The following is a 22,945-nucleotide window of genomic DNA, read 5'->3' as shown; positions in this document are numbered from 1 at the left end:
CAGGCAGGGGCGCGGGCGCTTGCCGCAGCACTGCGCCGCCGCTAGGCTTTGGCCCAACCGTAGCGGAGGATGCGATGCGCTGGGCGATCCGACTGGCGGGCGTGGTGCTGGGTCTTGGGGTGCTGTTCGTGATCGCGCTGGTGCTTGTCCCGCGCGAAAGGGTGGCGGAACTCGCCGCGGCCGAGTTCGAGCGCGCAACCGGCCGGGCGCTGACCATTGAAGGCGAGGTGCGGCCCTCGGTCTGGCCGAAGCTGGGGGTGCGCACCGGCCCCGTCACCATCGCCAATGCCGACTGGTCGCGCGAAGGGCCGCTGCTTCAGGCGGCGTCGCTGGAAATCGGGCTGGATACCTACGGGCTGATGACCGGGGTCTGGCGGATCGATCGGATTGCGCTGGACAGCCCGGTGATCCGGCTGGAACGCGCGGCCGATGGCCGGGCGAACTGGGATTTCGACCGGCCGGACCCTGCGGGCGGAACGGGTGGCGGGGATGGGGCGCCTTCGGCCGAGGGTCGGGGCTTTGCCGGCTTCACGCTGGACGAGGGGGTGATCTCGGGCGGGCGGTTGCTCTGGATCGATCATGCCACCGGCCGCCGGGTTCAGCTTGACGCGCTGGACGCCACCGCCAGCCTGCCAGAGCCGGGCGGCGCGGCCGCGATCACGCTGTCGGGGCAGGGCAACGGGCGCGGCTTCACCGTCGCGGGCACGGTGGACGAGGCCGCCGCCTTCCTGTCAGGGCAGGTGGTGCCGGTGCGGCTGTCGGCGCTGACCGGCGCGGCCCGTATCGGGTTCGACGGACGTCTGGGCACGGCGCCGCTGGCGGTGGACGGGCGGCTGGATGCGGTGCTGGGCGATCTGTCCGATCTGATGGCGTTTCTGGGCCGGCCGCAACCGGCGTTGAAGCCGGGCCTTGGCCAGCGCGAAGTATCGGTCGCCGGGCAGTTGACGCGGACCAAGGGCGGATCGCTACATCTGCGCGAGGCCGACCTGCTGCTGGATGGCAACCGCCTGCGCGTCGATGCCGATCTGACGCGCGGCGAAAAGCGCCCCCGGCTTGAGGCGAAGCTGCGCGGCGCGGTTCTGGATCTGTCGGCGCTGAGCGCGAAGGATGGCGGTGCCAAGGGCGGCGGCGCGGCGGCGGCCGGCCGTGGCCGCGCGGCGGCAGGGGGCGGCTGGTCGACCACACCGTTCCGGCTTGGGGCGCTGGAGGCGCTGGATGCGGCGGTGGCGATCAGCGCCGATGGCGTCGATCTGGGCCGGCTGCGGTTGGGGCCGACACGGGCCATTGTCACGCTGGACCGCGCGCGGGCGGTGATCGACCTGCGCGAGGTCGCAGCCTATGGCGGCGGCATCACCGGCGAGGTGGTGCTGAACGCCCGCGGTGGTCTGTCGGTGGGCGCCGATCTGACGCTGACCGGCCTTGCGACCGAACCCCTGCTGCGCGATCTGGCGGGCTATGATCGGCTGGCCACCACCGGCGATCTGCGGCTGAAACTGCGGTCGGCGGGCGGCAGCATGGATGCGCTGATGCGTGGGGTGTCCGGCACCGCCTCGGCGCGTTTTGGCAAGGGCGAGATGCGCGGGCTGGATGTGGCGCGGATGGTGCGGACGCTGGATGCAGGCTCGGTCGGTGAGGGTGCGACGACGATCTTCGACAGCGTGACCGCCAGTGTCGCCATCGACAAGGGCGTGGCGCGCAACGACGATCTGACGCTGACCGCGCCGCTGCTGCGTGCGACGGGGGCGGGGCGTGTCGATCTTGGCGGGCGCAGTCTGGATTACCGGCTGCTGCCAACTTTGTTGCCGCGCAGCGATGGCGGCGGCGGGGTCACGGTGCCGGTGCTGATCTCGGGGCCATGGGCCAATCTGCGCTATCGGCTGGATCTTGAGGCGCTGGTGCGCCAGCCGGTCGAACGCGAACTGAAGGAACGCCTGACCGACGAGGCGGCGCAAAAGCTGGGCGTGGTGCCGGACGCGGGTGAAAGTCTGGAAGACGCCGCCAAGCGCCGCGCCCGCAAGGCGCTGGAAAAAGAGGCCGCCCGCGCGTTGGAAAAGATGCTGGGCGGCAACTGAGGTGACCCCTATCTGGCGGGGAACCCCGTCTTGCCGGGCGTCTTGTCAGGGGCTTTGACGGCACGGCCAGCGCCCGTGTCAGGCGCCGGCCCTGCCGTCCGCTGCGGTCAGCGGCGACGGTCGCGCCGCGCGCTCATCGGTTGGAAGGCCACGCCGACATGGGCTTCGCAATAGGGCTTGCCCGGCATCGAATGCAGGCCGCAGAACCAGAAATCTTCGGTTGCCGGGTCACCGATCGGCCATTTGCAGGTCCGCTCGGTCAGTTCCATCAGCGTCAGCCGCTTGGCGCGCTTTTCGACCTCGCGGACCGAGGCCAACGCCTCGGGGCTGATCTCGTTGGCCGAAGGCTGCGGCGGCAGCGGCTGCCCTGCGGGCACCACCGGCTTGCGCAGCGGGATCGTTGCCACCGGCGCCGGGGCGGGGGTGGGGCGTTCGGGCGCAGGGCGCGGCTCGGCGGCGCGGGGCGGCTCGGCCGCGGGGCGGCTGGGCTCGGGGCGTGCCGGGGCGGCGGCCGCCACGGGGGCGGGCTGCGGGGCGGGGGCTTCGTCCTCGGGCTCGGGCTGGCTGCCGTTGCTGCCGACCCGGTTCGACAGGCCCAGACGATGCACCTTGCCGATCACGGCATTGCGGGTCACGCCGCCCAGTTCCTTGGCGATCTGGCTGGCGCTCTGGCCCTCGGCCCACATTCGCTTCAGGGTCTCGACGCGCTCGTCGGTCCAGGACATGCCGCAACTCCGCTTGAGGGTGGACCCGGCACAAAGGCGCCGGGCTTCCGCCGGCCCCGGTTCCGTCCGGGGAGTGCAGAGATTTACACCCGGCCCGGCGGCGTTTCAAGCCGGCCCGACGTCCCGGCCCGGATTCGGCCGCGCCGGAGCTTGCGGAATCCGATGGACAGCACGGCCCCGCCGCGCTAATGCGCCGCCATGACACACCGGACCCACCCGTTCCCGTCGCGACGCCGACGCGCCTGACGCACAGACCCGCGCCCCTCGCGCGGCCTGTCCGACTGTCATTCACCTCTGCACATCACGTTGACTTGGGGCGCCCTGTCTGGCACCCCTGTGGCTTTCCAAGGGACCGATACCCATGATTTCCGCCGTCCTGCCGACCTACAACCGCGCGCCCATCGCTTTCGTGTCCGGCGAAGGCTCCTGGCTTACGGCCGAGGATGGCAGCCGATACCTTGATCTTGGCGCGGGCATCGCGGTCAATGCGCTGGGGCACGCCAATCCCGCGCTGGTTCAGGTGCTGACGCAGCAGGCGGCGAAACTGTGGCATGTCTCGAACCTGTATCGCATCCCCGAACAGGAACGGCTGGCCGAAAAGCTGGTCGAGGCGACCTTTGCCGATACGGTGTTCTTCACCAATTCCGGCACCGAGGCCGCGGAACTGGCGATCAAGATGGTCCGGAAATACTGGTCGGAACAGGGCCAGCCCGACCGGATCGAGATCCTGTGCTTCGAGGGCGCGTTTCACGGCCGCTCGACGGGTGCCATCGCCGCGGCGGGGTCGGAAAAGATGGTCAAGGGCTTTGGCCCGCTGATGCCGGGGTTCCGGCAACTGCCCTTTGGCGATCACGCCGCGCTGCGGGCCGCGATCTCGGACCGGACGGCGGCGGTGATGATCGAGCCCATTCAGGGCGAGGGCGGCATCCGCGTCCTGCCCGATGTCTGCCTGAAGGGGCTGCGCGACGCCTGCGATCAGGTCGGCGCGCTGCTTGTCTTCGACGAGGTTCAGTGCGGCATGGGGCGGACGGGCAAACTGTTCGCCCATGAATGGGCCGGGATCGAGCCCGACATCATGATGGTGGCCAAGGGCATCGGCGGTGGCTTTCCGCTGGGCGCGGTTCTGGCCACGGAAAAGGCCGGCGCCTGCATGGTCGCGGGCAGCCATGGGTCCACCTATGGCGGCAACCCGCTGGGCTGTGCGGTCGGGGCGAAGGTGATGGAGATCGTGTCCGACCCGGCGTTTCTGGCCGAGGTCGGGCGCAAGGCCGCGCTGTTCCGCCAGAAGCTGGAAGGGCTGGTCGCGGCCCATCCGGCAGTGTTCGAGGAAGTCCGGGGCGCCGGGCTGATGCTGGGGCTGAAGTGCCGGGCTCCGAATACCGATGTGGTCAAGGCGGCCTACGCCCAGCACCTGCTGACGGTGCCGGCGGCCGACAATGTGCTGCGCCTGTTGCCCGCGCTGAACATCCCCGACGAGGATATCGCCGAGGCCGCACTGCGGCTGGATCGGGCGGCGGGGGCGCTGGGCGCGGATGCGGCCTGACGCGCGCCAACGCCCGCACCGGCGGCGACGAGGCGGGGACGCATCCGCCTCGTGAAACCGATCCATCGGGCAGGGCGCCAGCGGCGCTTGGGGGCGAAGGCGCCCCGGCCCGGCAATCAAGGCCGAAAAAGTGAACCATTTCCTCGATATCCACAAGACCGACGCCGCCGATCTGCGGCAGATGATTGACTGCGCCCATGCGATGAAGGCCGCCCGCAACGGCCGGCCCAAGGGCCTGCCCGATGATGACCAGCCGCTGGCCGGGCGCATGGTCGCGCTGATCTTCGAAAAGCCCTCGACCCGCACGCGGGTGTCCTTTGACGTGGGCGTGCGCCAGATGGGCGGGCAGACCATGGTGCTGTCGGGCAAGGAGATGCAGTTGGGCCATGGCGAGACGATCGCCGATACCGCCCGCGTGCTGTCGCGCTATGTCGATCTGATCATGATCCGCACCTTCGAAGAGGCGACCCTGCTTGAAATGGCGGAACATGCCACGGTGCCGGTCATCAACGGGCTGACCAATCGCACCCATCCCTGCCAGATCATGGCCGATGTGATGACCTATGAGGAACATCGCGGCCCGATCGCCGGGCGCCGCGTGGTCTGGGCCGGCGACGGCAACAATGTCTGCGCCTCGCTGATCCATGCCGCGGGGCAGTTCGGTTTCGACTTCACCTTCACCGGCCCGCCCACGCTGGACCCCGAGGCCGAGTTCATCGCCTATGCCCGCGACAAGGGCCGTCAGGTGACGATCGAGCGCGACCCGGCCCGCGCGGTGGAAGGCGCGGATCTGGTGGTCACCGACACATGGGTGTCGATGCACGATCCGCAATCCGCGCGCGAACGGCGCCACAACCAGTTGCGCGCCTATCAGGTGAACGATGCGCTGATGGCGCGGGCCAAGCCTGACGCGCTGTTCATGCACTGTCTGCCCGCCCACCGCGACGACGAGGTGACAAGCGCGGTGATGGATGGTCCCCATTCGGTGGTGTTCGACGAGGCCGAGAACCGACTGCACGCGCAAAAGGCGGTCATGCGCTGGTGTCTGGGCCTGTAACCGGGGCGGGGGCGCGCGCCATGTCGATCACGGCTGGCATGGCATCGCGCGTCACGATGCCGATGGGGTCGGCCGGGGGATGGTTTTGACGCAGGGGCGGGCGGTCGTCCCTGCGCATCCGGTCTGCCTGTGACGCCGGCCTTGCGTGACGCCGGCCTTGCGTGACGGGGGCATCCGGCGCGCGGTTCAGGCGTCACGCTCGGACAGGGCGCGGGCGCGGCAACTCCAGCGTGTGATGCGGTAGCGGGGATGGGCGTCGGCCCATTTCGCCAGTTCCGGCTGGGCCCCCATGACGCAGGTCATCGGGCTGATGTCGGAATAATACAGGCTGCGCTGTTCGCAGGCGTCGGGCGCGGCGCTCAGGCAGGCGATGAAGGCCAGTTCGATCATAGCGACCTCTTGATGGAAGCGAGGTCCTCCCTGAACACCAATCATACTGGAACGGCGTTGCCGGAACGCAAACAGGCGATGCGTCAGGGTGGCGGCGCAGGCGGATTGTGCCGAGAACGTGCAGCCGGTGGGTCCGGTTGCTGCGGATTTTTACAGTATGGGAATTTTTGCCGATCCCGCAAGCGCGGCTTCGGGCAGGGCGCGGCCGGGCCTAGAACTGGATCGGCTCCAGCGGGTCATAGCCGATGCCTGCGCCCCATGCCGCGCCGGGCAGGCTGCCGGGCTTGAACCGGACCGACGCCAGTTCGGTGCGCGAGAAGAAGTGCCGCCGGGTCACGATGCCTTCGGGGTCACGCCAGTCGGGCAACAGATCGCCCGACAGCAGGGTGCAGCGGAAGAAGATGTCGACCTGATGAAAGCCCGAGGCGGGGTCGTGGAACTCGTTCACAAGGCGCGGCTCGTGCACGGCGACATGCAGGCCGGTTTCCTCGGCCACTTCGCGGATCAGGTTGTCGGGAAGGGATTGGCCGGCCACCACCCCGCCGCCGGGCGCACCCCAGAGATCCGAGCTGCCCTCGGGCCAGGCATTGACCAGAAGCAGGCGGTTCCGGTGCAGGATCAGGGCGCGGACGGCAAGGCGGGGTTGCATCATGGCACAAGTGTCGGGGGGCGGGGCGGGTTTGTCCATGCCCGGATGGCGTCGGGGGGGGGTGCCGCCCGCGGAGGCATCGAGCCCCCGCGGGCGGCGCTGCCGCGGATGCGGGCCGCGGGTCAGGCGCGACCGTCGGCGGCCGCGCAGCGCGGGGCCAGTGCCGCCACCACCAGCAGCAGCAGCGCCAGCGCGGCATAGGTCAGGCGGAACCCGGTCTGTTCGGCGATGACGCCGATCGACGAGGGCGCGACGAGGATGCCGGAATAGCCCATCATCGCCACCGTCGAGATGCCCGCGCCGGGGCTTAGGCCCGGCTGGTTGCCGGCCGCCGAGAAGGTGATCGGCACCGTATTGGCGATGCCAAGGCCCGTGACCGCGAAGGCCGCCAGCGCCCAGCCTTCAGAGGGCGCGATGCTGGCCGCGGCCAGCCCCACCGCTGCCAGCACGGCTGACGCGCGCAGCGTGTGCACCGCGCCAAAGCGGTTGCGCACCCGGTCGCCGGCAAAGCGCATCGCTGCCATCGCGGCCGAGAACAGGCCGAAGGCCAGCCCCGAGCTGGCGGTTCCGCCGCCCAGTTCCTGCATGACGTAAAGCGCCGCCCAGTCGAGCACCGCGCCCTCGGGCACCATGCAGAACAGTGCCATCAGCCCGATCAGCCAGATCGCCGCGCCGCGCGGCAGGCCGCGACGGGCAGGGGCATGGGCCGGCGCTGGCGGCTCGGCCAGAAGGGGGCGCCCTGCCACAAGCACCACCGCGAGCGCCGCCATCGACACGACCAGCGCCTGCGCCCCCGCGCCCAGCGTGGCGATCAGAAGCCCGCCCAGCCCGCCGCCGGTGAAGCCGCCGAGGCTCCAGAATCCATGCGATGAGGACATGACGGCGCGGCCAAGGCGGCGTTCGACCTCGACCGCGTTGGCGTTCATCGCCACATCCATGCAGCCGATGCAGGCGCCCATCGCCACCATCGCCAGCGTCAGCCCATAAAGGCCGGGCGCCAGCACCACCGCTGCCAGCGTCAGGCTGGCCGCAACCGCAAACAGCCGCAACACGGTGCGCGAGCCGTGTCGGGCCACAAGCCCGCCGGTCAGCGCCATCGCCGCGACCGCGCCGGCCCCAAGAGCAAGGATCAAAAGGCCCATCGCGCCTTCGCCGATGCCATGGCGCGGCAGCAACAGCGGGATCTGCGGCGCCCATGCCCCCATCACGAGGCCATTGGCGAAGAACATGGCCGCCACGGCCCATCGCCCGCGCCGGGCAGCGGCAAGATCGGTGGTCACATAGGCTCTCCTTGGTCCTTGAGTCTTCGACGGTTCTTGCCTCTTCGCCCGGCCACGCCGCTTCCCCGGCGCCAGCTTGGGCAGGCCGGGGGCTGCACGGTTCCTCGGACAGGGATGGTGCCATCGGTCGGGGTGCGGGGTCTGTCACCGAATGAAACGGGGGGCATGGGGGCAGGCATGGGGCTGCTGCCGGTCACGTTCCGCGCGGCTTGGCGCGCAGCGTGGGTTCGGCCGCGGTCGGGTCTTCGGGCCAGGGGTGGCGCGGATAGCGGCCGCGCATGTCGCGCCGCACATCGGCGTAGGAACTGGCCCAGAAGCCCGGCAGATCCATCGTCACCTGCACAGGCTTGCCCCCCGGCGACAACAGCGTGATCCGCAACGGCAGCCGCTTTGGCCCCACCACCGGATGACAGGTCACGCCGAACAGCTCCTGAAGGCGGATCTCGATCCCCGGCGCCTCGCCGTCATAGTCGATGGGCACGCGCCGGCCCAGGGGCGTTTCGAAATGCGCCGGGGCGAGGCGGTCGAGAAGCTGCACCCCGTCCCACCCCAGCCGGGCGCGCAGCGGTTCAGTCAGATCAAGCGCACGCAGGTCGGCCTCGGTCCGCCGGCCCGACAGGAAGGGCAGAAGCCAGCCGGGATCGTCCAGCAGCGCCGCATCCGACAGGTCGGGCAGGTCCGCGCCCTCGGCCCGGCACAGCATGGCGCGGGCGCGCAGGCGGCGGGCGCCGTCGCCCCACGGCAGGCCGATCTGGCGCAGGCCATCCACCGCGGCACGGGCGAGCGCCTCGGGCGGGGCGTCGGGCCAGGCGCGATCATCCAGCACCAGCGCGCCGAACCGTTCCTGCCGCCGCGCGATCACCCGGCCGTCGCGGCGGGACCAGTCGCAGACCTCGTGCCAGCCGATCCGCGTCGGAAACAGCGCCCGAAGGTCGGATTCGGTCAGGGCCGCGGCCTGCCGCACCCGGGCCTCGCGCGGGTCGCCGTCCAGATCGGTCGCCACGATCAGCCGCGCCCCCGACAGTGGCTGTCCCGGCTCCATCACTGCGCCCTTGCCGCCCGACAAGACCCAGCGCGGCGCATCGCCCTTGCGGCGCAGCCCCACCCGGTCGGGATAGGCAAGGGCGGCCATCTGGCCCACCGACAGCCCGGCCGCGGTATCGGGCGCAAGGCGCACAAGCCGTTGTGCCTCTTGCCGGATGCGGGTCAGGGCGGGGCGGTTCACCTCATGCGGGTGATCGTCGGAAAACCGCTTTGGATCGCGCAGCGCCGCCAGCCGAAGCGTCAGATCGGGCGGCCCGCGCACCGGATCGCGGTCCGCCATCAGCGCGGCCAGGGGCGCCGCGTCACGCCCCGCCACCATCAGCATGTGCCCCAGCCGCGGATGCAGCGGAAGCCGCGCCAGCGCCCGGCCATGATCGGTGATCCGGCCCCCCTGAAGCGCCCCCAACCCGTCCAGCAGGCTGCGGGCCTCGGCCAGCACACCGGGATGCGGCGGGGTCAGAAAAGGCAGGTCGGTGCTGCCCCAGACCGCCAGTTCCAGCGCAAGGCCGGTCAGGTCGGCGGCCTCGATCTCGGCGGGGGGGAAGGGGGCCAGCGCGCCTTCCTCGCCGCGGGTCCACAGCCGGTAGCAGACCCCCGGCGCCACCCGGCCGGCGCGGCCGCGGCGCTGCTCGGCCTCGGCGCGCGTCACCCGTTCCGTTACCAGCCGCGACATCCCCGACGCGGGATCGAACCGCGCCCGCCGCGCCCGGCCGGCATCGACCACCACCCGCACCCCCGGAATGGTCAGCGAGGTTTCCGCGATCGAGGTCGCCAGCACGATCCTGCGCATGGAACAGGGCGCCAGCGCCGCGCGCTGTGCCGCGAAATCCATCGCGCCATAAAGCGGCGCCACCTCGCACCCCGGCAGCGACAGCAGCGCCTGCACCCGGCGGATCTCGCCCTCGCCGGGCAGAAAGACCAGCACATCGCCCGCCGTCTCGGCCACCGCCCGCCGGATCAGATCGGCAACCGCGGGTTCCAGCCGCGCCCCCGCGGGCAGCGGCCGGTCCAGCCAGCGGATGTCCACCGGAAAGGCCCGCCCGGCCGAGGTGACCACCGGCGCGCGCCCCATCAGATCAGCCACCGGCTGCGCATCCAGCGTGGCCGACATCGCCAGCAGAATCAGATCCTCGCGCAGCGCGCCCCGCACCTCAAGCGCCAGCGCAAGGCCCAGATCGGCGTTCAGGCTGCGTTCGTGGAACTCGTCAAAGATCAGCGCGCCGATGCCATCCAGCGACGGATCGTCCTGCACCATCCGGGTCAGGATGCCTTCGGTCACCACCTCGATCCGGGTCGCGCGGCTGACCTTTGCCTCGCCGCGGATGCGGTAGCCCACGGTCTGGCCCACCGGCTCGGCCAAGGTGTCGGCCATCCGCTCGGCCGCGGCGCGGGCGGCAAGGCGGCGCGGCTCCAGCATGACGATGCGGCCGGGGGCCAGCCCGGCATCCAGCAGTGCCAGCGGCACGCGGGTGGTCTTGCCCGCACCGGGCGGCGCCTGAAGCACCGCCATCCGGCGGGCGCCAAGGGCGGCGATCAGATCCGGCAGGGCCTCGTCAATGGGAAGGGTCTCGCTCATGGTGCCGTTATGGCCGCAGCACGCGCCCCGCGCCAGAGCCTGAGGGCACGTCAGCGAAGGGCAAAGACCCGCCCGATCCCCGCGCCCAAGACTAGCGCCGCGTCAACGTCGCCCGGCCATAAAGCGTGTCGGTCGCCACCTCGACCACCCGCATCCGGCCCTCGGCCGTGGGGGCATAGGTCAGCGAAAAGGGAAACCGGGTCTTTTCGGCCATGTCCTTGCGCGAATAGCCGGCAATCCTGAGGAACTCGCCCGTGCAGGTCACGCCCTGACCCTTGGCCTGCGGCGCAGCCAGCGCCAGCCGGGTCCGCCGCCGTCCGTCAAAGATGTCCAGCGACAGCCGACATTCCTTGCCCGGCTCGACATCGCGCAAGACCGCGTAAAGCGCCGTCAGCGGGTCCACCGTGCCCTTCTGGGTCGCCGGATCGACATCATAGGGCCGCGGATCGCGCGGCGGATCATAGGCATCCACCCGTGGCACGCCCCCCCGCCACGACATCTCGACGTTGGATTGCCGCTTGCCGGTGTCGGCGCTCTCGCGATAGCGCAGGGGCGCAGGCAGCCCGCCGCTGATCCCCCCGCGCGCCTCGGCGTCATAGCGAACCTTGCGCAGCATCCCCAGCAACCCGCCGCTCTGCAACCGGCCCGAGACGGCATACCGTCCCGCCTCCTCGGTGCCGCTGAAAGACAGGGTTCCCGCCCCGATCCCCCGCAACACCAGATCGAACGCGGCCTTGTCGGTCTGGGCCGACGCCGGCCCCGCGACAAGCGCCGCCACCACGATCAAAGCCTTCATCGCCGTCACCCCGCCCGTCACAACCTCCCCTCTGGCATATCCCGGCAAGAGCGGGCAAAACAGCCCCGCGCCGATCCCGCCCGCTGACAATCGCGTCACCGGCAGATCCGCGCGCCACCCTGCCGGAGCGCCCGATGGATGTAACAGATCTCGCCTCGCGTATCGCCAGCGGCGACCGCCGCGCGCTGGCCCGCGCCATCACCCTTGTCGAAAGCCAGCGCGCCGACCACCGCGAACAGGCGCTGGCACTGCTGAACGACCTTGCCCGCCACCCGCGTCAGGCGCTGCGCATCGGCTTGTCCGGCACCCCCGGCGTCGGCAAATCCACCTTCATCGAAACCTTCGGCCTGATGCTGGTGGGCCTTGGCCTGCGGGTGGCGGTGCTGGCGGTCGATCCGTCCTCGGCGCGCTCGGGCGGCTCGATCCTCGGCGACAAGACCCGGATGGAGCGGCTCTCGCGCGAACCGCGCGCCTTCATCCGACCCTCGCCGTCGCAAACCCACCTCGGCGGGGTGGCCCGCCGCACCCGCGAGGCCGTGGCACTGTGCGAAGCCGCAGGCTTCGACGTGATCCTGATCGAGACGGTCGGCGTCGGCCAGTCCGAAACGGTGGTGGCACAACTGTGCGACCTGTTCCTCCTGCTCCTCGCCCCGGCCGGCGGCGACGAACTGCAAGGCGTCAAGCGCGGCATCATGGAGATGGCCGACCTCATCCTCGTGAACAAGGCCGACGGAGACCTGAAACCGGCAGCGATGCGCACCGTATCGGATTATGCCGGCGCGCTGCGCCTGCTGCGCCGCCGCCCGCAAGACCCCGAGGGCTTCCCCAAGGCGCTGCCGGTCTCTGCGCTGGAAGACACCGGCCTTGCCCCGGCCTGGACCGAGATGCAGACCCTGATCGGCTGGCGTCGCGACCACGGCCACTTCGCCCGCCGCCGCGCCGAACAGGCCCGCCACTGGTTCGAGGAAGAGGTCCGCCAGGGCCTCCTGGCCGTCCTGACCCGCCCCGGCCCCGTCCGCGAAACGATGGCTCGCCTTGGCGATGCCGTCACCCAGGGCACCCTGACCCCCGAGGCCGCCGCGGCCGAGCTTCTGGCGCAACTCTGAAAACCGCGCCGCATCACACCACGGATATCAAAGCGGCGGCTCTGACCGCCCTTTTCCCAGTTCATTCTGGCCCAAATATCCCAGGGGGGACCGGGGGGCGTGAAGCCCCCCGGCGCCGGCTCCGGGCGCTGACCATTCCAGTCCCTGAATCGCTTGACGTCGCCCCCGATTGCCCCTAAACGGCCCCGATGGAATTCGGCGCGCTGCCTTCGGCGGTGCCCTTCATGCACCACAACGTGCATCTGATGCACAACCACGAGGATCACGACCATGTCGCGCGTCTGCGAACTCAGCGGTAAGGCTCCGATGACCGGCAACACGGTCAGCCACGCCAACAACAAGTCCCGTCGGCGCTTTCTGCCGAACCTCAACGTCGTCACGCTGATCTCGGACGTGCTCGGCCAGTCGTTCAAGCTGCGCATCTCGGCGGCAGCCCTGCGCACGGTGGACCACCGCGGCGGCCTCGACGCCTTCCTTGCCAAGGCCAAGGATGACGAGCTGTCGCTCAAAGCCCGCGCGATCAAGAAGGAAATCGAGAAGGTCCAGGCCACCGCGGCCTGAGTCCTTCCTTCGGACACAGGCGAATCGGCCTTCCGCCCAATCGTCTGCCGTTTGAATTAGATAACCCGCCCCCGGAAACGAGGGCGGATTTTTTCTTTTCCCGGCGCGCATAGGCCATGCGGCTCAAGAGGCCAGACCCCGACAGGGGCGCGAGTTTCCTGTTGCACGGGGTGGGCAGACATGGTCCGTCTCCGTCTCCGTCTCCGTCTCCGTCTCCGTCTCCGTCTCCGTCTCCGTCTCCGTCTCCGTCTCCGTCTCCGTCTCCGTCTCCGTCTCCGTCTCCGTCCCGGTTCTGCGATGGTCTTGCTGCGGCGTTGCGATGGCGCAAGCTTTGGCGACAATGCCGGCTTGCCCCGCTCTGCCAGTCGCCTAAGATCGCGGGCATGATCCGGTTTCGCGCCCTTCTGGCCCTGCTGGTCGGCCTTGCGCTGGCCTCTGCCTCGCTGACGGCATCGGTCGCGCGGGTCGATGCGGCGGGGGCCATGCAGGTGGCGATCTGCACCGGCTATGGCATGACCACGCTTCTGGTCGATTCCGAGGGTCGGCCGGTCGCGCCCACCCATCCCTGTCCGAAGTGCCTTGCCGGCATGATGGCCGCGGCCCTGCCCGAAACGGTGCCGCTGCCGGCCCGGCCGGTGTCGGATGGTCGGGCGGCGCGGCTTGACCGGCTGGCGCTGCCGGGGGCCATCGCTTGTGTCCGGCCTTGCGCCAGGGGGCCGCCATGGGCTGCCACCTGAGCTTTCGGACCCAACCCCACGACAGGAGAGAATGATGACCCTGCTGAAATGCCTGATGACTGCCTCGGCGCTGGCCCTTGCTGCGGGCGCCGCGCTTGCCGACAGCGAGATTGCGGTCAAGGATGCCTATGCCCGCGTGTCCAGTGCCGCTGCCAGGTCCGGCGCGATCTTCATGGTGATCGAGAACCACGGCACGACCGACGACCGGCTGGTTGCCGCCGCCTCGGACGTCTCGGCCAGGACGGAACTGCACACCCACATCCTGGGCGCCGATGGCGTCATGCAGATGGTCGCGGTGAAGGAAGGCTTCCCCGTTCCCGCCCATGGCACCCATATCCTTCAGCGCGGGGCTGACCATGTGATGCTGATGGGGCTGACCGCACCGCTGGTCGATGGCGAAAGCGTGAAGCTGACGCTGAGCTTTGAAAGCGGCAAGACCGTTGAACTTGATGTTCCGGTGGACTCGGCCCGCACTGTCGCGGCACCGATGGACGGCCAGCCGATGGATGGGGCGATGCACAGCAGCCACTGACGTGCAGGTCGCGGGCAGGGAACGGCGCGGGCAGATGCTGCCTGCGCCGTTTTTTCGTCTTAGCCGGCGCAGAACGCCTGCGCGGTTTCCCCGAAGGATTTGTAGCGCGACCAGAAGGCCGTGTCCGAGTCGCGGTTGGAAAAGCGCACTTCCTGCGCCCGCTCGGGGTCGTTGAAGAACTTGGCCGCCCGGCGCTGGTCGCCGCCGCGCAGTGTCATGTCCGCAACCTGCTGTATGCAGGTGCAGGTGGCGCGGTTGGCCGCCTGACGATCAGACTTCAGGCAGGCGCGTTCGATCGGGCCGCCTGCCATGGTGATGGTGGGAAGGAAAAGCGCGGCAAGTGCCGCCGCAAGGGCCGGTTTCATCATCATCTGCCTCGTTTGCTGCCCGGGCAGGCTGGGTTCCTGCCGCCATTCTGTGCCCGGCATTATGCCAGATCTGCGATGCAGAGTTCAAACGATTCCGGTTAACGAATCGCCCTATGCCTCGCTTGTGGTGCGGCTGACGGGTATCCGCAACATCCTGTGCGTCCTGCCGCGGCAGGCGCCGCGAAACGCCATTGACCGGCCAAGGATTCCTGCTCATATGCCGCGCATGACCCAGCTCGACCTTATCCGCAATTTCTCGATCGTGGCGCATATCGACCACGGGAAATCCACCCTTGCCGACCGGCTGATCCAGTTGACGGGAACGGTGGCCGAACGCGACATGAAGGCCCAGATCCTCGATTCGATGGATATCGAGCGGGAGCGCGGGATCACCATCAAGGCCAACACCGTGCGGATCGAATATCCCGCCAAGGACGGCCGGACCTATATCCTGAACCTGATCGACACCCCCGGCCACGTCGACTTCGCCTATGAGGTCAGCCGCTCGATGCGCGCGGTCGAAGGATCGCTTCTGGTGGTCGATGCCAGTCAGGGCGTCGAGGCGCAGACGCTGGCCAACGTCTATCAGGCGCTGGATGCGGGTCACGACATCGTTCCGGTCCTGAACAAGATCGACCTGCCCGCAGCCGAGCCCGAACGCGTCAAGACCCAGATCGAGGATGTGATCGGGCTGGATGCGTCGGACGCGGTGCTGATCTCGGCCAAGTCGGGCCTTGGGATTCCCGATGTGCTGGAAGCCATCGTGACCCGCCTTCCGCCGCCCAAGGGCGACCGCACCGCGCCGCTGAAGGCGATGCTGGTCGATTCGTGGTATGACGCCTATCTGGGCGTGGTCGTGATGATCCGCGTCATGGACGGGGTGATCCGCAAGGGCGACCGGGTCAAGATGATGCAGACCGGCGCGGTCTATGGCATCGACCGGCTGGCGGTGCTGAAGCCGCAGATGGTCGATATCGAGGAACTGGGCCCGGGCGAGATCGGCGTTCTGACCGCCTCGATCAAGCAGGTGCGCGACACGCGGGTGGGCGACACGATCACCCATGAAAAGAAGGGTTGCGACGCGCCGCTGCCGGGCTTCAAACCGGCGCAGCCGGTGGTGTTCTGCGGGTTGTTCCCGGTGGATGCCAACGATTTCGAAAGCTTGCGCGAGGCGATCGAGAAGCTGGCGCTGAATGACGCGTCGTTTACCTACGAGATGGAAACCTCGGCCGCGCTGGGCTTTGGTTTCCGCTGCGGCTTTCTGGGCCTGCTGCATCTGGAAGTGGTGCGCGACCGGCTGGAACGCGAATATGACCTTGACCTGATCACCACCGCGCCGTCGGTGGTCTATCAGATCTACATGAAGGACGGGACGGTGCAGGAGCTGCACAACCCCACCGACATGCCCGACCTGACCTATGTCGACCATATCGAAGAGCCGCGCATCCGCGCCACGATCATGGTGCCGGATGACTATCTGGGCGATGTGCTGAAGCTGTGTCAGGACCGTCGCGGTATTCAGCTGGATCTGAGCTATGCCGGTTCCCGGGCCATGGTGGTCTATGACCTGCCGCTGAACGAGGTCGTGTTCGACTTTTACGACCGGCTGAAGTCGGTGACCAAGGGCTATGCCAGCTTCGATTATCAGATCACCGGCTATCGCGAGGATTTCCTTGTGAAGATGTCGATCCTTGTGAACGACGAGCCGGTGGATGCGCTGTCGATGATGGTGCACCGCGACCGGGCCGACATGCGTGGCCGGGCGATGGTGGAAAAGCTGAAAGAGCTGATCCCGCGGCACATGTTCAAGATCCCGATCCAGGCCGCGATCGGCAGCCGCGTGATCGCGCGCGAGACGCTGTCTGCGATGCGCAAGGACGTGACGGCCAAGTGCTATGGCGGCGACGCCACCCGCAAGCGCAAGCTGCTGGACAAGCAGAAGGCCGGCAAGAAGAAGATGCGCCAGTTCGGCAAGGTCGAGATCCCGCAGCAGGCCTTCATCAGCGCGCTGAAGATGGACAACTGAAACGGGGAAGGGCGGCCGGGGCCGCCCTTTCGCCTGTCAGGGTTTTTCAAAGCCGTATCGCTTGAACAGCCCGCCCTGGGTCATGAAGAAGGCAAAGATCGCCAGCGGCAGCCCGAAGGTCTTGAAGTTCACCCAGACGTCGGTGCTCATGCTGCGCCAGATCGCTTCGTTCGCGACAGCCAGGGCGAAGAAGAAGGCGGTGACGCGGCGGGTCAGGATCATCCAGCCCTCGGGCTGCATCGGGATCGCATCCTCGAGCACCAGCTTCAGCCAGCTTTGGCCGCGCAGCAGCCCGATACCCAGCAGGCCGCCGAACAGCAGGTAGATCATCGTGGGCTTCATCTTGAAAAAGCGTTCATCGTTCAGCCAGACCGACAGGCCGCCGAAGATCACCACCAGAACGACCGTCGCGACCTGCATCTTCGACAGCTTGCCCGAAAGCCACCACATCAGCCCGGTGGACAGCAGCATCAGCGGAATGAAGGCCGCCGTCACCACGATGAAGCCGTGATAGTCGGTGCCGGCGATGGTGAAGGATTCGTCCTTCAGCTTTACATAGCCAAGGAAGAAGGCCGCGATCGGGCCCCATTCCAGCACCGCCTTGACCACGGGATTGATCCGTCCTGCCATTGTCTGTCCTTTATCCGGCCTGCACCAGTATCGCGCCGAGGGCGATCAGGCCCATCAGCAGTATCTTTCCCGGCCCCGATCTCTCGCCCAGCACCAGCCAGCCGATGGCGGCGGCAAAGAGGGTCGAGGTCTCGCGCAGCGAGGCGACCTCGGCCACCTTGCCAAGCCGGGTGCCCAGCATCACGCCCCCGAAGCTGACAAAGGCGATCAACGCGCCGATGAGGCCGCGAAGCGCCAGCGCGCCGGCGGCCTCGGGCATCCGGCGGGCCTTGACCAGCCTGTAGCCCAACATCAGCGGGAAATCGAGAGAGGTCAGCAGGAAGAACCACGCGAGGAAGGTGAACGGGTCGGGCATCAGCCGGATCGCCCAGGCGTCATAGGTGGTGTAGATCGCGACCAGAAGCCCGCCCAGGAAGGCCCAGATCAGGCCCGCACGCAGCACCGCCCGGTCAGGCAGCGGGGCGGTGCCGAAGTTCAGCCGGGCCAACGCCAGGATCGCCGCCGACAAAAGCGCCACGCCCAGCCACTGAAGTGGCGCGTATTCCTCGGCGAGGAAGGTGGCCGCGAAGGCAAGGGTGGCCAGCGGACCCACGCCGCGCACCACCGGATAGACCACCGTATAGGCGGCGCGGGAATAGGCGCGGGCCATGGCGATCTTGTAGGCCAGGTGGATCGCGATCACGCCGGCCATCACCAGCCATTCGAAGTCCTGCGGCCAGGGCACGAGGAACAGTGCCACCGGCGCCGCCAGCACCGCCATGAAGGCATCCATCGCGCCGCGGGCCAGCCAGGGATCGTGCCGGCCCTTTTGCAGCGCCCCGAAACAGGCATGGGCCAGTGCCGAGGTCAGGGCAAGCAGGATGGCCAGCCGCGCGCCGGCCTCGGTGCCTTCGAGGGAGATGAGCCAGGCTGTCATGGCGCTGTCCGGGTGGCTGGCCGCCGGGGGCTGTCTGCCCCCGGACCCCCGAGGATATTTTCCCAGAGTGAATGGGACAGTGGGGTGTGCCAGTCTTTGGTGGTCAGTCGTCGAGGCCCATCAGGGCGCGGGCGAAGTCTTCGGGGTCGAAGGGGGCAAGGTCGTCGATCTGTTCGCCCACGCCGATGGCATGGATCGGCAGGCCGAAGCGGTCGGCGAGTGCGACAAGGACGCCGCCTTTCGCGGTGCCATCGAGTTTGGTCATCACCAGACCCGAGACATCGGCCAGTTTGCGGAAGATCTCGACCTGGTTGAGGGCGTTCTGGCCGGTGGTGGCATCCAGCACGAGCAGGGTGTTGTGTGGGGCGTCGGGGTCTTTCTTGCGGATGACCCGGACGATCTTGGCCAGTTCCTCCATCAGGTCGGCGCGGTTTTGCAGTCGGCCTGCGGTGTCGATCATCAGCAGGTCCGCGCCTTCGGCCTGGGCCTTGGTCATGGCGTCGAAGGCCAGGGATGCGGGGTCGGAGCCTTCGGGTGCGGTCAGCACCGGCACGCCGGCGCGTTTGCCCCAGACCTGAAGCTGTTCGACGGCGGCCGCGCGGAAGGTGTCGCCCGCGGCGATGACCACCGATTTTCCGGCGGCGCGGAACTGCGAGGCGAGTTTGCCGATGGTGGTGGTCTTGCCCGATCCGTTGACGCCCACCACCAGCACGACCTGCGGGCGCGAGGGGTAAAGCGGCATCGGGCGCGCGACGGGGTCAAGGATGCGGGCGATTTCGGAGGCCAGCGCCTCTTTGATCTCGCGCGAGGAGACGCGGCGGCCATAGCGGCCTTCGGCGATGTTGGCGGTGACGCGCAGGGCGGTTTCCACGCCCATGTCGGCCTGGATCAGCACCTCTTCCAGGCTTTCGAGCATGGCATCGTCGAGGATGCGGCGGGGTTCTTCGGTCTGGCCGAAGATGCGGCCGAAGAAGCCGGGGCGGCGTTGCTCGGGGTTCGGGTCCGCCGTCGGGGCGGGTTCGGGGTGGGGTGGGGCGGGTTCGTCGCTATCCGCCGCGGGTGTCGGGGCGGGTTCCGCCACCGGGGGCGGCGTCGGGGCGGCGTCGGTCACCGGGGTGTCTAGGATCAGCGGCGCCGGGGTGCGGGGCTGCGTTTGCGGTGCGAGTGCGGGTTCCGGTGCGGGTTCCGCCTCGGTCTGGCGGGGGGCGGGTTCGGTATCCGCGCCCTCTTCCACCAGTGCGTCCAGGTCTTCCGACAGGCGGTCGGACGAGCGGAACATCTTTTCCCGCATCTTCTTGAAGAACGACATGGGCCTCCGCCTCTTGTAGCCAACGGCCCCTGACACCTAGTCGCTTCGGGCGGGCGAGGGAAGGGGGAAGGCGGCCGCAGTCGGTGGGTGCGGGGCGGGGGAGGTGGCGCGGCCGCGACTGGTCAAGCCATGCGGGGTCTGGCAGTCTGTGACAGGGGATTGGCAAAGGGGGGGATCATGCGCGGGATCTGGCTGGCTGCCCTTTTGATCGGTTCGCCCGGTTGGGCGGCCGAGCCGATGACGGCCGAGGAATTCGACGCCTATACCCTTGGCAAGACCCTGTCCTATGCCATCGGCGGTCAGATCTACGGGGCCGAGCAGTATCTGTCCGGGCGGCGGGTGATCTGGGCGTTCAAGGGGCAGGAGTGCACTCGTGGCATCTGGTATGACGAGGGTGGACAGATCTGTTTCGTCTATGAGCATGACGGCGCGCCGCAGTGCTGGACCTTTTATCGTCAGCCGGACGGGTTGCGGGCGCGGTTCGAGGGCGATCCCGCGGGCACCGAACTGTCCGAGGTCGAGCAGAGCCGGACGATACTGATCTGTGCCGGGCCGGATGTCGGCGTCTAGAGCAGGCTGCCCTGTGCGGTGGGCGGGTCGGCCTTGCGGCGGGACTTTTTCGGCGACAGAGGCAGGCGGCCGTCCTGGAACTCGATCTCAAGCGATGCTGCGCGTTCGGCTTCGGCGCGGGTGGTGACCACGCTGCCGTCGCCGCGGACGACGGCATAGCCGCGTTTCAGCGTCTCGTGATAGCCGAGCGTCTGGCGCAGGCGGTCCAGCGCATCCAGACGGTCGGCCAGTCGGCCGAGGCGCGTGGCGGGCGCGGCGTGCAGCCGGGCTGCAAGCGCGTCCAGCGCGATGCGGTCGCGGCGGGCGCTGCGGTCGGCCTCGGACAGGGCGCGGGCGAAGGCGGGGGGCAGGCGGGCCGAAAGCGCGGCCAGCCGGTCCGTGGCGCGTTCCTGCCGCCGGTCAAGGCTGGCGGTCAGGCCGCGGCTGCGGTCTGCAAGGCGTTCGGTCTGGCGCGAGACCAGATCGGCCAGAAGCCGTGGCCGCAGATGGGCGCCCAGCGGCCCAAGGCGGGCGCGGCGGGCCGCGATGGACTGGCCGAGCGCCCCGGCAAGGCGGGTGGCCCACAGGTCGAAGCGTTGCGCGGGGCCTGCGGTCAGCCCGTCAAGCCGCGGCAGCGCGCGGGCCAGATCGCGCAGGCGCTGGTCACGCCGGCCGATGGCCTGCGCCGCGCCGCGCATCAGCCGCGCGCCTTGCCCGTCAAGTGCCGCCAGCAGATCAAGCCGCACCGGCACCGCCATTTCGGCCGCAGCTGTGGGGGTGGGGGCGCGGCGGTCGGCGGCATGGTCGATCAGCGTGGTGTCGGTTTCGTGCCCCACCGCCGAGATCAGCGGGATCGCGCTTTCGGCGGCGGCGCGGACGACGATTTCCTCGTTGAAGCCCCACAGGTCTTCCAGACTGCCACCGCCGCGGGCGACGATCAGCAGGTCGGGGCGCGGGATCGGCCCGCCTTCGGGCAGCGCGTTGAAGCCGCGGATGGCGGCGGCCACTTCGGCGGCGCATTTCTCGCCCTGAACCGCCACCGGCCAGATCAGCACATGGCGGGGAAAGCGGTCGCGCAGGCGGTGCAGGATGTCGCGGATCACCGCGCCCGAGGGCGAGGTGACGACCCCGATCACCCGCGGCAGGAAGGGCAGTGGGCGCTTGCGGTCGGCATCGAACAACCCTTCGGCGGCAAGCGCCGCGCGGCGCCGCTCCAGCATGGCCATCAGCGCGCCGGCGCCGGCGGGGGCGATGTCCTCGACGATGATCTGGTATTTCGACTGGCCGGGGAAGGTGGTCATGCGGCCGGTGGCTATCACCTCCATCCCTTCCTCGGGGCGGATCTGAAGCCGGGCGGCCTGTCCCTTCCAGCAGATCGCCGCGATCACCGCGCGGTCGTCCTTCAGGTCGAAATAAAGATGCCCCGAGGCCGGACGCGACACCCGGCCCACCTCGCCACGGACGCGGACAAGGGCAAATTCGCCCTCGATCACCCGTTTGACCGCGCCCGAAAGCTCGGACACGGTGTATTCCGGGGTGTTGCGGGGCGCGGGCGCGGGGTCTTCGAACAGGTCCGACATATGCCCCTTGTGCCAAAGGCCCCGCAGACAGGCAAGGCCGGGGGGGGGACGATCGGCCGGCCGGTTCTTGTCCGCCTGCGCCCGGCGCATTAGACAGCGGCAACACTGGACAAGGGAGCAGGCATGAACATCCTTATTCTCGGCGGCGGCGGGCGGGAACATGCGCTGGCCTGGGCGATCAAGCAGAACCCCAAATGCGACCGGCTGATCGTGGCGCCCGGCAACGCCGGGATCGCGCGGCTTGCGGAATGTTCCGATCTGGACATCCTTGACGGCGCCGCGGTGGTCGCCTTCTGCGAGGCGAACTCGGTCGATTTCGTGGTGGTCGGCCCCGAGGCACCGCTGGCGGCGGGGGTGGCGGATGCGACGCGGGCGGCGGGCATCCTGACCTTCGGCCCCTCGCAGGCGGCGGCGCGGCTTGAGGCGTCCAAGGGCTTCACCAAAGAGATCTGCGACGCCTGCAAGGCCCCAACGGCCGGTTATGCCCGCTTCACCGATGCCGCCGCGGCCCGCGCCCATGTGCAGGCCACCGGCGCGCCCATCGTGGTCAAGGCCGACGGTCTGGCGGCGGGCAAGGGCGTCGTGGTCGCCATGACCGAAGCCGAGGCGCTGGCCGCCATCGACGACATGTTCGGCGGCAGCTTTGGCGAGGCCGGCGCCGAAGTGGTGATCGAAGAGTTCATGTCGGGCGAGGAAGCCAGTTTCTTCATCCTGACCGACGGAAAGACGGTGCTGCCCATCGGCACCGCGCAGGACCACAAGCGCGCCTTTGACGGCGACGAAGGCCCCAATACCGGCGGCATGGGGGCCTATTCGCCTGCGCCGGTGCTGACCGCGGCGATCCAGCGGCAGGCGCTGGACGAGATCGTGAAGCCCACGATCGCGGAAATGGCGCGGCGCGGCACGCCCTATACGGGTGTCCTTTATGCCGGGCTGATGATCGATCAGGGCCGGGCGCGGCTGGTGGAATACAATGTCCGCTTCGGCGACCCGGAATGTCAGGTGTTGATGATGCGGCTGGGCGCGCAGGCGCTGGATCTGCTTCTGGCCTGTGCGGATGGCCGGCTGGATCAGGTTCAGGTCAGCTGGGCCGAGGATCACGCGCTGACGGTGGTGATGGCGGCCAAGGGCTATCCCGGCAGCTATGCCAAGGGGTCCGAGATCCGCGGCCTGTCGGTCCTGCCCGAGACGGCCGGGCAGATGGTGTTTCACGCCGGCACCGCCGAGAAGGATGGCCGCATCCTTGCCGCCGGCGGCCGGGTGTTGAATGTCACCGCGCGCGGCGAAACGCTGGCCGAGGCGCAGGCGCGGGCCTATCGGCTGGTGGATGCGATCGACTGGCCCGAGGGCTTTTGCCGCCGCGATATCGGCTGGCGGGCGCTGTGATCGCGGGGGCGGGGCGCGCGGGCCAAAGCGGCCGGCGGGCGCGTCCCGGCCGGTTCAGCTTTCCCTTGCCCTTCCGTGCGCCCCCGCATAAGAAGCGCCGGATTTCCGGGGTC

The 22,945-nt window shown here is 69.1% G+C and carries 21 protein-coding genes; 10 read left to right on the top strand and 11 right to left on the bottom strand.

Annotated elements, in window-relative coordinates; translation table 11 throughout:
* The first annotated feature begins 74 nt into the window (after window positions 1-74).
* Window positions 75-2,072, top strand: a complete 1,998-nt coding sequence (locus tag CRO07_RS04995) for an AsmA family protein (RefSeq protein WP_097029586.1) — start codon at window positions 75-77, stop codon at window positions 2,070-2,072.
* 107 nt (window positions 2,073-2,179) lie between these two features.
* Here the strand turns inward: CRO07_RS04995 and CRO07_RS04990 are convergent, their stop codons facing one another.
* Entirely contained in the window at window positions 2,180-2,797 is a 618-nt protein-coding gene (locus tag CRO07_RS04990) for a GcrA family cell cycle regulator (protein ID WP_097029585.1), read from the bottom strand.
* A gap of 361 nt (window positions 2,798-3,158) precedes the next feature.
* On the opposite strand from CRO07_RS04990, the gene CRO07_RS04985 reads away from it, so the two are divergent.
* Window positions 3,159-4,340, top strand: a complete 1,182-nt coding sequence (locus tag CRO07_RS04985; RefSeq protein ID WP_097029584.1) for an aspartate aminotransferase family protein — start codon at window positions 3,159-3,161, stop codon at window positions 4,338-4,340.
* 130 nt (window positions 4,341-4,470) lie between these two features.
* Window positions 4,471-5,397 (top strand): ornithine carbamoyltransferase, encoded by a 927-nt coding sequence (gene argF, locus CRO07_RS04980; protein ID WP_097029583.1) that lies wholly within the window; start codon window positions 4,471-4,473, stop codon window positions 5,395-5,397.
* Window positions 5,398-5,583: 186 nt separating this feature from the next.
* Here argF and CRO07_RS04975 read toward each other — a convergent pair whose 3' ends face one another.
* The 5 genes from CRO07_RS04975 to CRO07_RS04955 form a co-directional block, all read right to left on the bottom strand.
* Window positions 5,584-5,787 (bottom strand): hypothetical protein, encoded by a 204-nt coding sequence (locus tag CRO07_RS04975; protein WP_097029582.1) that lies wholly within the window; start codon window positions 5,785-5,787, stop codon window positions 5,584-5,586.
* Between the two features lie 211 nt (window positions 5,788-5,998).
* The gene (locus tag CRO07_RS04970) at window positions 5,999-6,439 is read right to left on the bottom strand and encodes an NUDIX domain-containing protein (protein WP_097029581.1); all 441 of its coding nucleotides are present in this window, start codon (window positions 6,437-6,439) and stop codon (window positions 5,999-6,001) included.
* A 119-nt stretch (window positions 6,440-6,558) separates the two neighbouring features.
* Window positions 6,559-7,716 (bottom strand): MFS transporter, encoded by a 1,158-nt coding sequence (locus CRO07_RS04965; RefSeq protein ID WP_235840932.1) that lies wholly within the window; start codon window positions 7,714-7,716, stop codon window positions 6,559-6,561.
* A gap of 193 nt (window positions 7,717-7,909) precedes the next feature.
* Entirely contained in the window at window positions 7,910-10,336 is a 2,427-nt protein-coding gene (gene hrpB, locus CRO07_RS04960) for an ATP-dependent helicase HrpB (protein WP_097029580.1), read from the bottom strand.
* Between the two features lie 91 nt (window positions 10,337-10,427).
* The gene (locus CRO07_RS04955; RefSeq protein WP_097029809.1) at window positions 10,428-11,132 is read right to left on the bottom strand and encodes a DUF3108 domain-containing protein; all 705 of its coding nucleotides are present in this window, start codon (window positions 11,130-11,132) and stop codon (window positions 10,428-10,430) included.
* Window positions 11,133-11,266: 134 nt separating this feature from the next.
* Here CRO07_RS04955 and meaB point away from each other — a divergent pair, with 134 nt between their 5' ends.
* The 4 genes from meaB to CRO07_RS04930 all read left to right on the top strand — a co-directional run bounded on the left by meaB (window position 11,267) and on the right by CRO07_RS04930 (window position 14,068).
* Window positions 11,267-12,238, top strand: a complete 972-nt coding sequence (gene meaB / locus CRO07_RS04950; RefSeq protein WP_097029579.1) for a methylmalonyl Co-A mutase-associated GTPase MeaB — start codon at window positions 11,267-11,269, stop codon at window positions 12,236-12,238.
* Window positions 12,239-12,508: 270 nt separating this feature from the next.
* On the top strand, window positions 12,509-12,799 hold the full coding sequence (gene rpmB / locus CRO07_RS04945; protein WP_097029578.1) for a 50S ribosomal protein L28: 291 nt from the start codon (window positions 12,509-12,511) through the stop codon (window positions 12,797-12,799).
* Window positions 12,800-13,182: 383 nt separating this feature from the next.
* The gene (locus CRO07_RS04935) at window positions 13,183-13,536 is read left to right on the top strand and encodes a hypothetical protein (protein WP_097029576.1); all 354 of its coding nucleotides are present in this window, start codon (window positions 13,183-13,185) and stop codon (window positions 13,534-13,536) included.
* 34 nt (window positions 13,537-13,570) lie between these two features.
* A complete protein-coding gene (locus tag CRO07_RS04930) occupies window positions 13,571-14,068 on the top strand; it encodes a copper chaperone PCu(A)C (RefSeq protein ID WP_097029575.1) in 498 nt (165 codons plus the stop codon).
* Window positions 14,069-14,127: 59 nt separating this feature from the next.
* On the opposite strand, the gene CRO07_RS04925 is transcribed toward CRO07_RS04930, so the two are convergent.
* Window positions 14,128-14,436, bottom strand: a complete 309-nt coding sequence (locus CRO07_RS04925) for a hypothetical protein (protein WP_097029808.1) — start codon at window positions 14,434-14,436, stop codon at window positions 14,128-14,130.
* 226 nt (window positions 14,437-14,662) lie between these two features.
* Between CRO07_RS04925 and lepA the strand changes: the two genes are divergently transcribed.
* Entirely contained in the window at window positions 14,663-16,462 is a 1,800-nt protein-coding gene (gene lepA / locus CRO07_RS04920) for a translation elongation factor 4 (protein ID WP_176504500.1), read from the top strand.
* Window positions 16,463-16,498: 36 nt separating this feature from the next.
* Here the strand turns inward: lepA and CRO07_RS04915 are convergent, their stop codons facing one another.
* The 3 genes from CRO07_RS04915 to ftsY form a co-directional block, all read right to left on the bottom strand.
* Window positions 16,499-17,092 carry an inner membrane-spanning protein YciB gene (locus CRO07_RS04915; RefSeq protein WP_097029573.1) on the bottom strand — a complete coding sequence of 198 codons (594 nt, stop codon included), beginning with the start codon at window positions 17,090-17,092 and terminating at the stop codon, window positions 16,499-16,501.
* Window positions 17,093-17,102: 10 nt separating this feature from the next.
* Window positions 17,103-18,008 carry a DMT family transporter gene (locus CRO07_RS04910; RefSeq protein WP_097029572.1) on the bottom strand — a complete coding sequence of 302 codons (906 nt, stop codon included), beginning with the start codon at window positions 18,006-18,008 and terminating at the stop codon, window positions 17,103-17,105.
* Between the two features lie 103 nt (window positions 18,009-18,111).
* The gene (gene ftsY / locus CRO07_RS04905; RefSeq protein ID WP_097029571.1) at window positions 18,112-19,317 is read right to left on the bottom strand and encodes a signal recognition particle-docking protein FtsY; all 1,206 of its coding nucleotides are present in this window, start codon (window positions 19,315-19,317) and stop codon (window positions 18,112-18,114) included.
* Between the two features lie 177 nt (window positions 19,318-19,494).
* Here ftsY and CRO07_RS04900 point away from each other — a divergent pair, with 177 nt between their 5' ends.
* A complete protein-coding gene (locus CRO07_RS04900) occupies window positions 19,495-19,887 on the top strand; it encodes a hypothetical protein (RefSeq protein WP_097029570.1) in 393 nt (130 codons plus the stop codon).
* On the opposite strand, the gene xseA is transcribed toward CRO07_RS04900, so the two are convergent.
* Entirely contained in the window at window positions 19,884-21,446 is a 1,563-nt protein-coding gene (gene xseA / locus CRO07_RS04895; protein ID WP_097029807.1) for an exodeoxyribonuclease VII large subunit, read from the bottom strand. The two genes, CRO07_RS04900 and xseA, sit on opposite strands and share 4 nt — an antisense overlap.
* A 123-nt stretch (window positions 21,447-21,569) precedes the next feature.
* Between xseA and purD the strand changes: the two genes are divergently transcribed.
* On the top strand, window positions 21,570-22,832 hold the full coding sequence (gene purD, locus CRO07_RS04890) for a phosphoribosylamine--glycine ligase (protein WP_097029569.1): 1,263 nt from the start codon (window positions 21,570-21,572) through the stop codon (window positions 22,830-22,832).
* Window positions 22,833-22,945 lie beyond the last annotated feature (113 nt).

The sequence above is a fragment of the Cereibacter ovatus genome, from assembly GCF_900207575.1.
Lineage (GTDB): Bacteria > Pseudomonadota > Alphaproteobacteria > Rhodobacterales > Rhodobacteraceae > Cereibacter_A > Cereibacter_A ovatus.
Note: the sequence above shows the minus strand (reverse complement) of the source record. Positions and strands in the feature narration are given on the sequence as shown.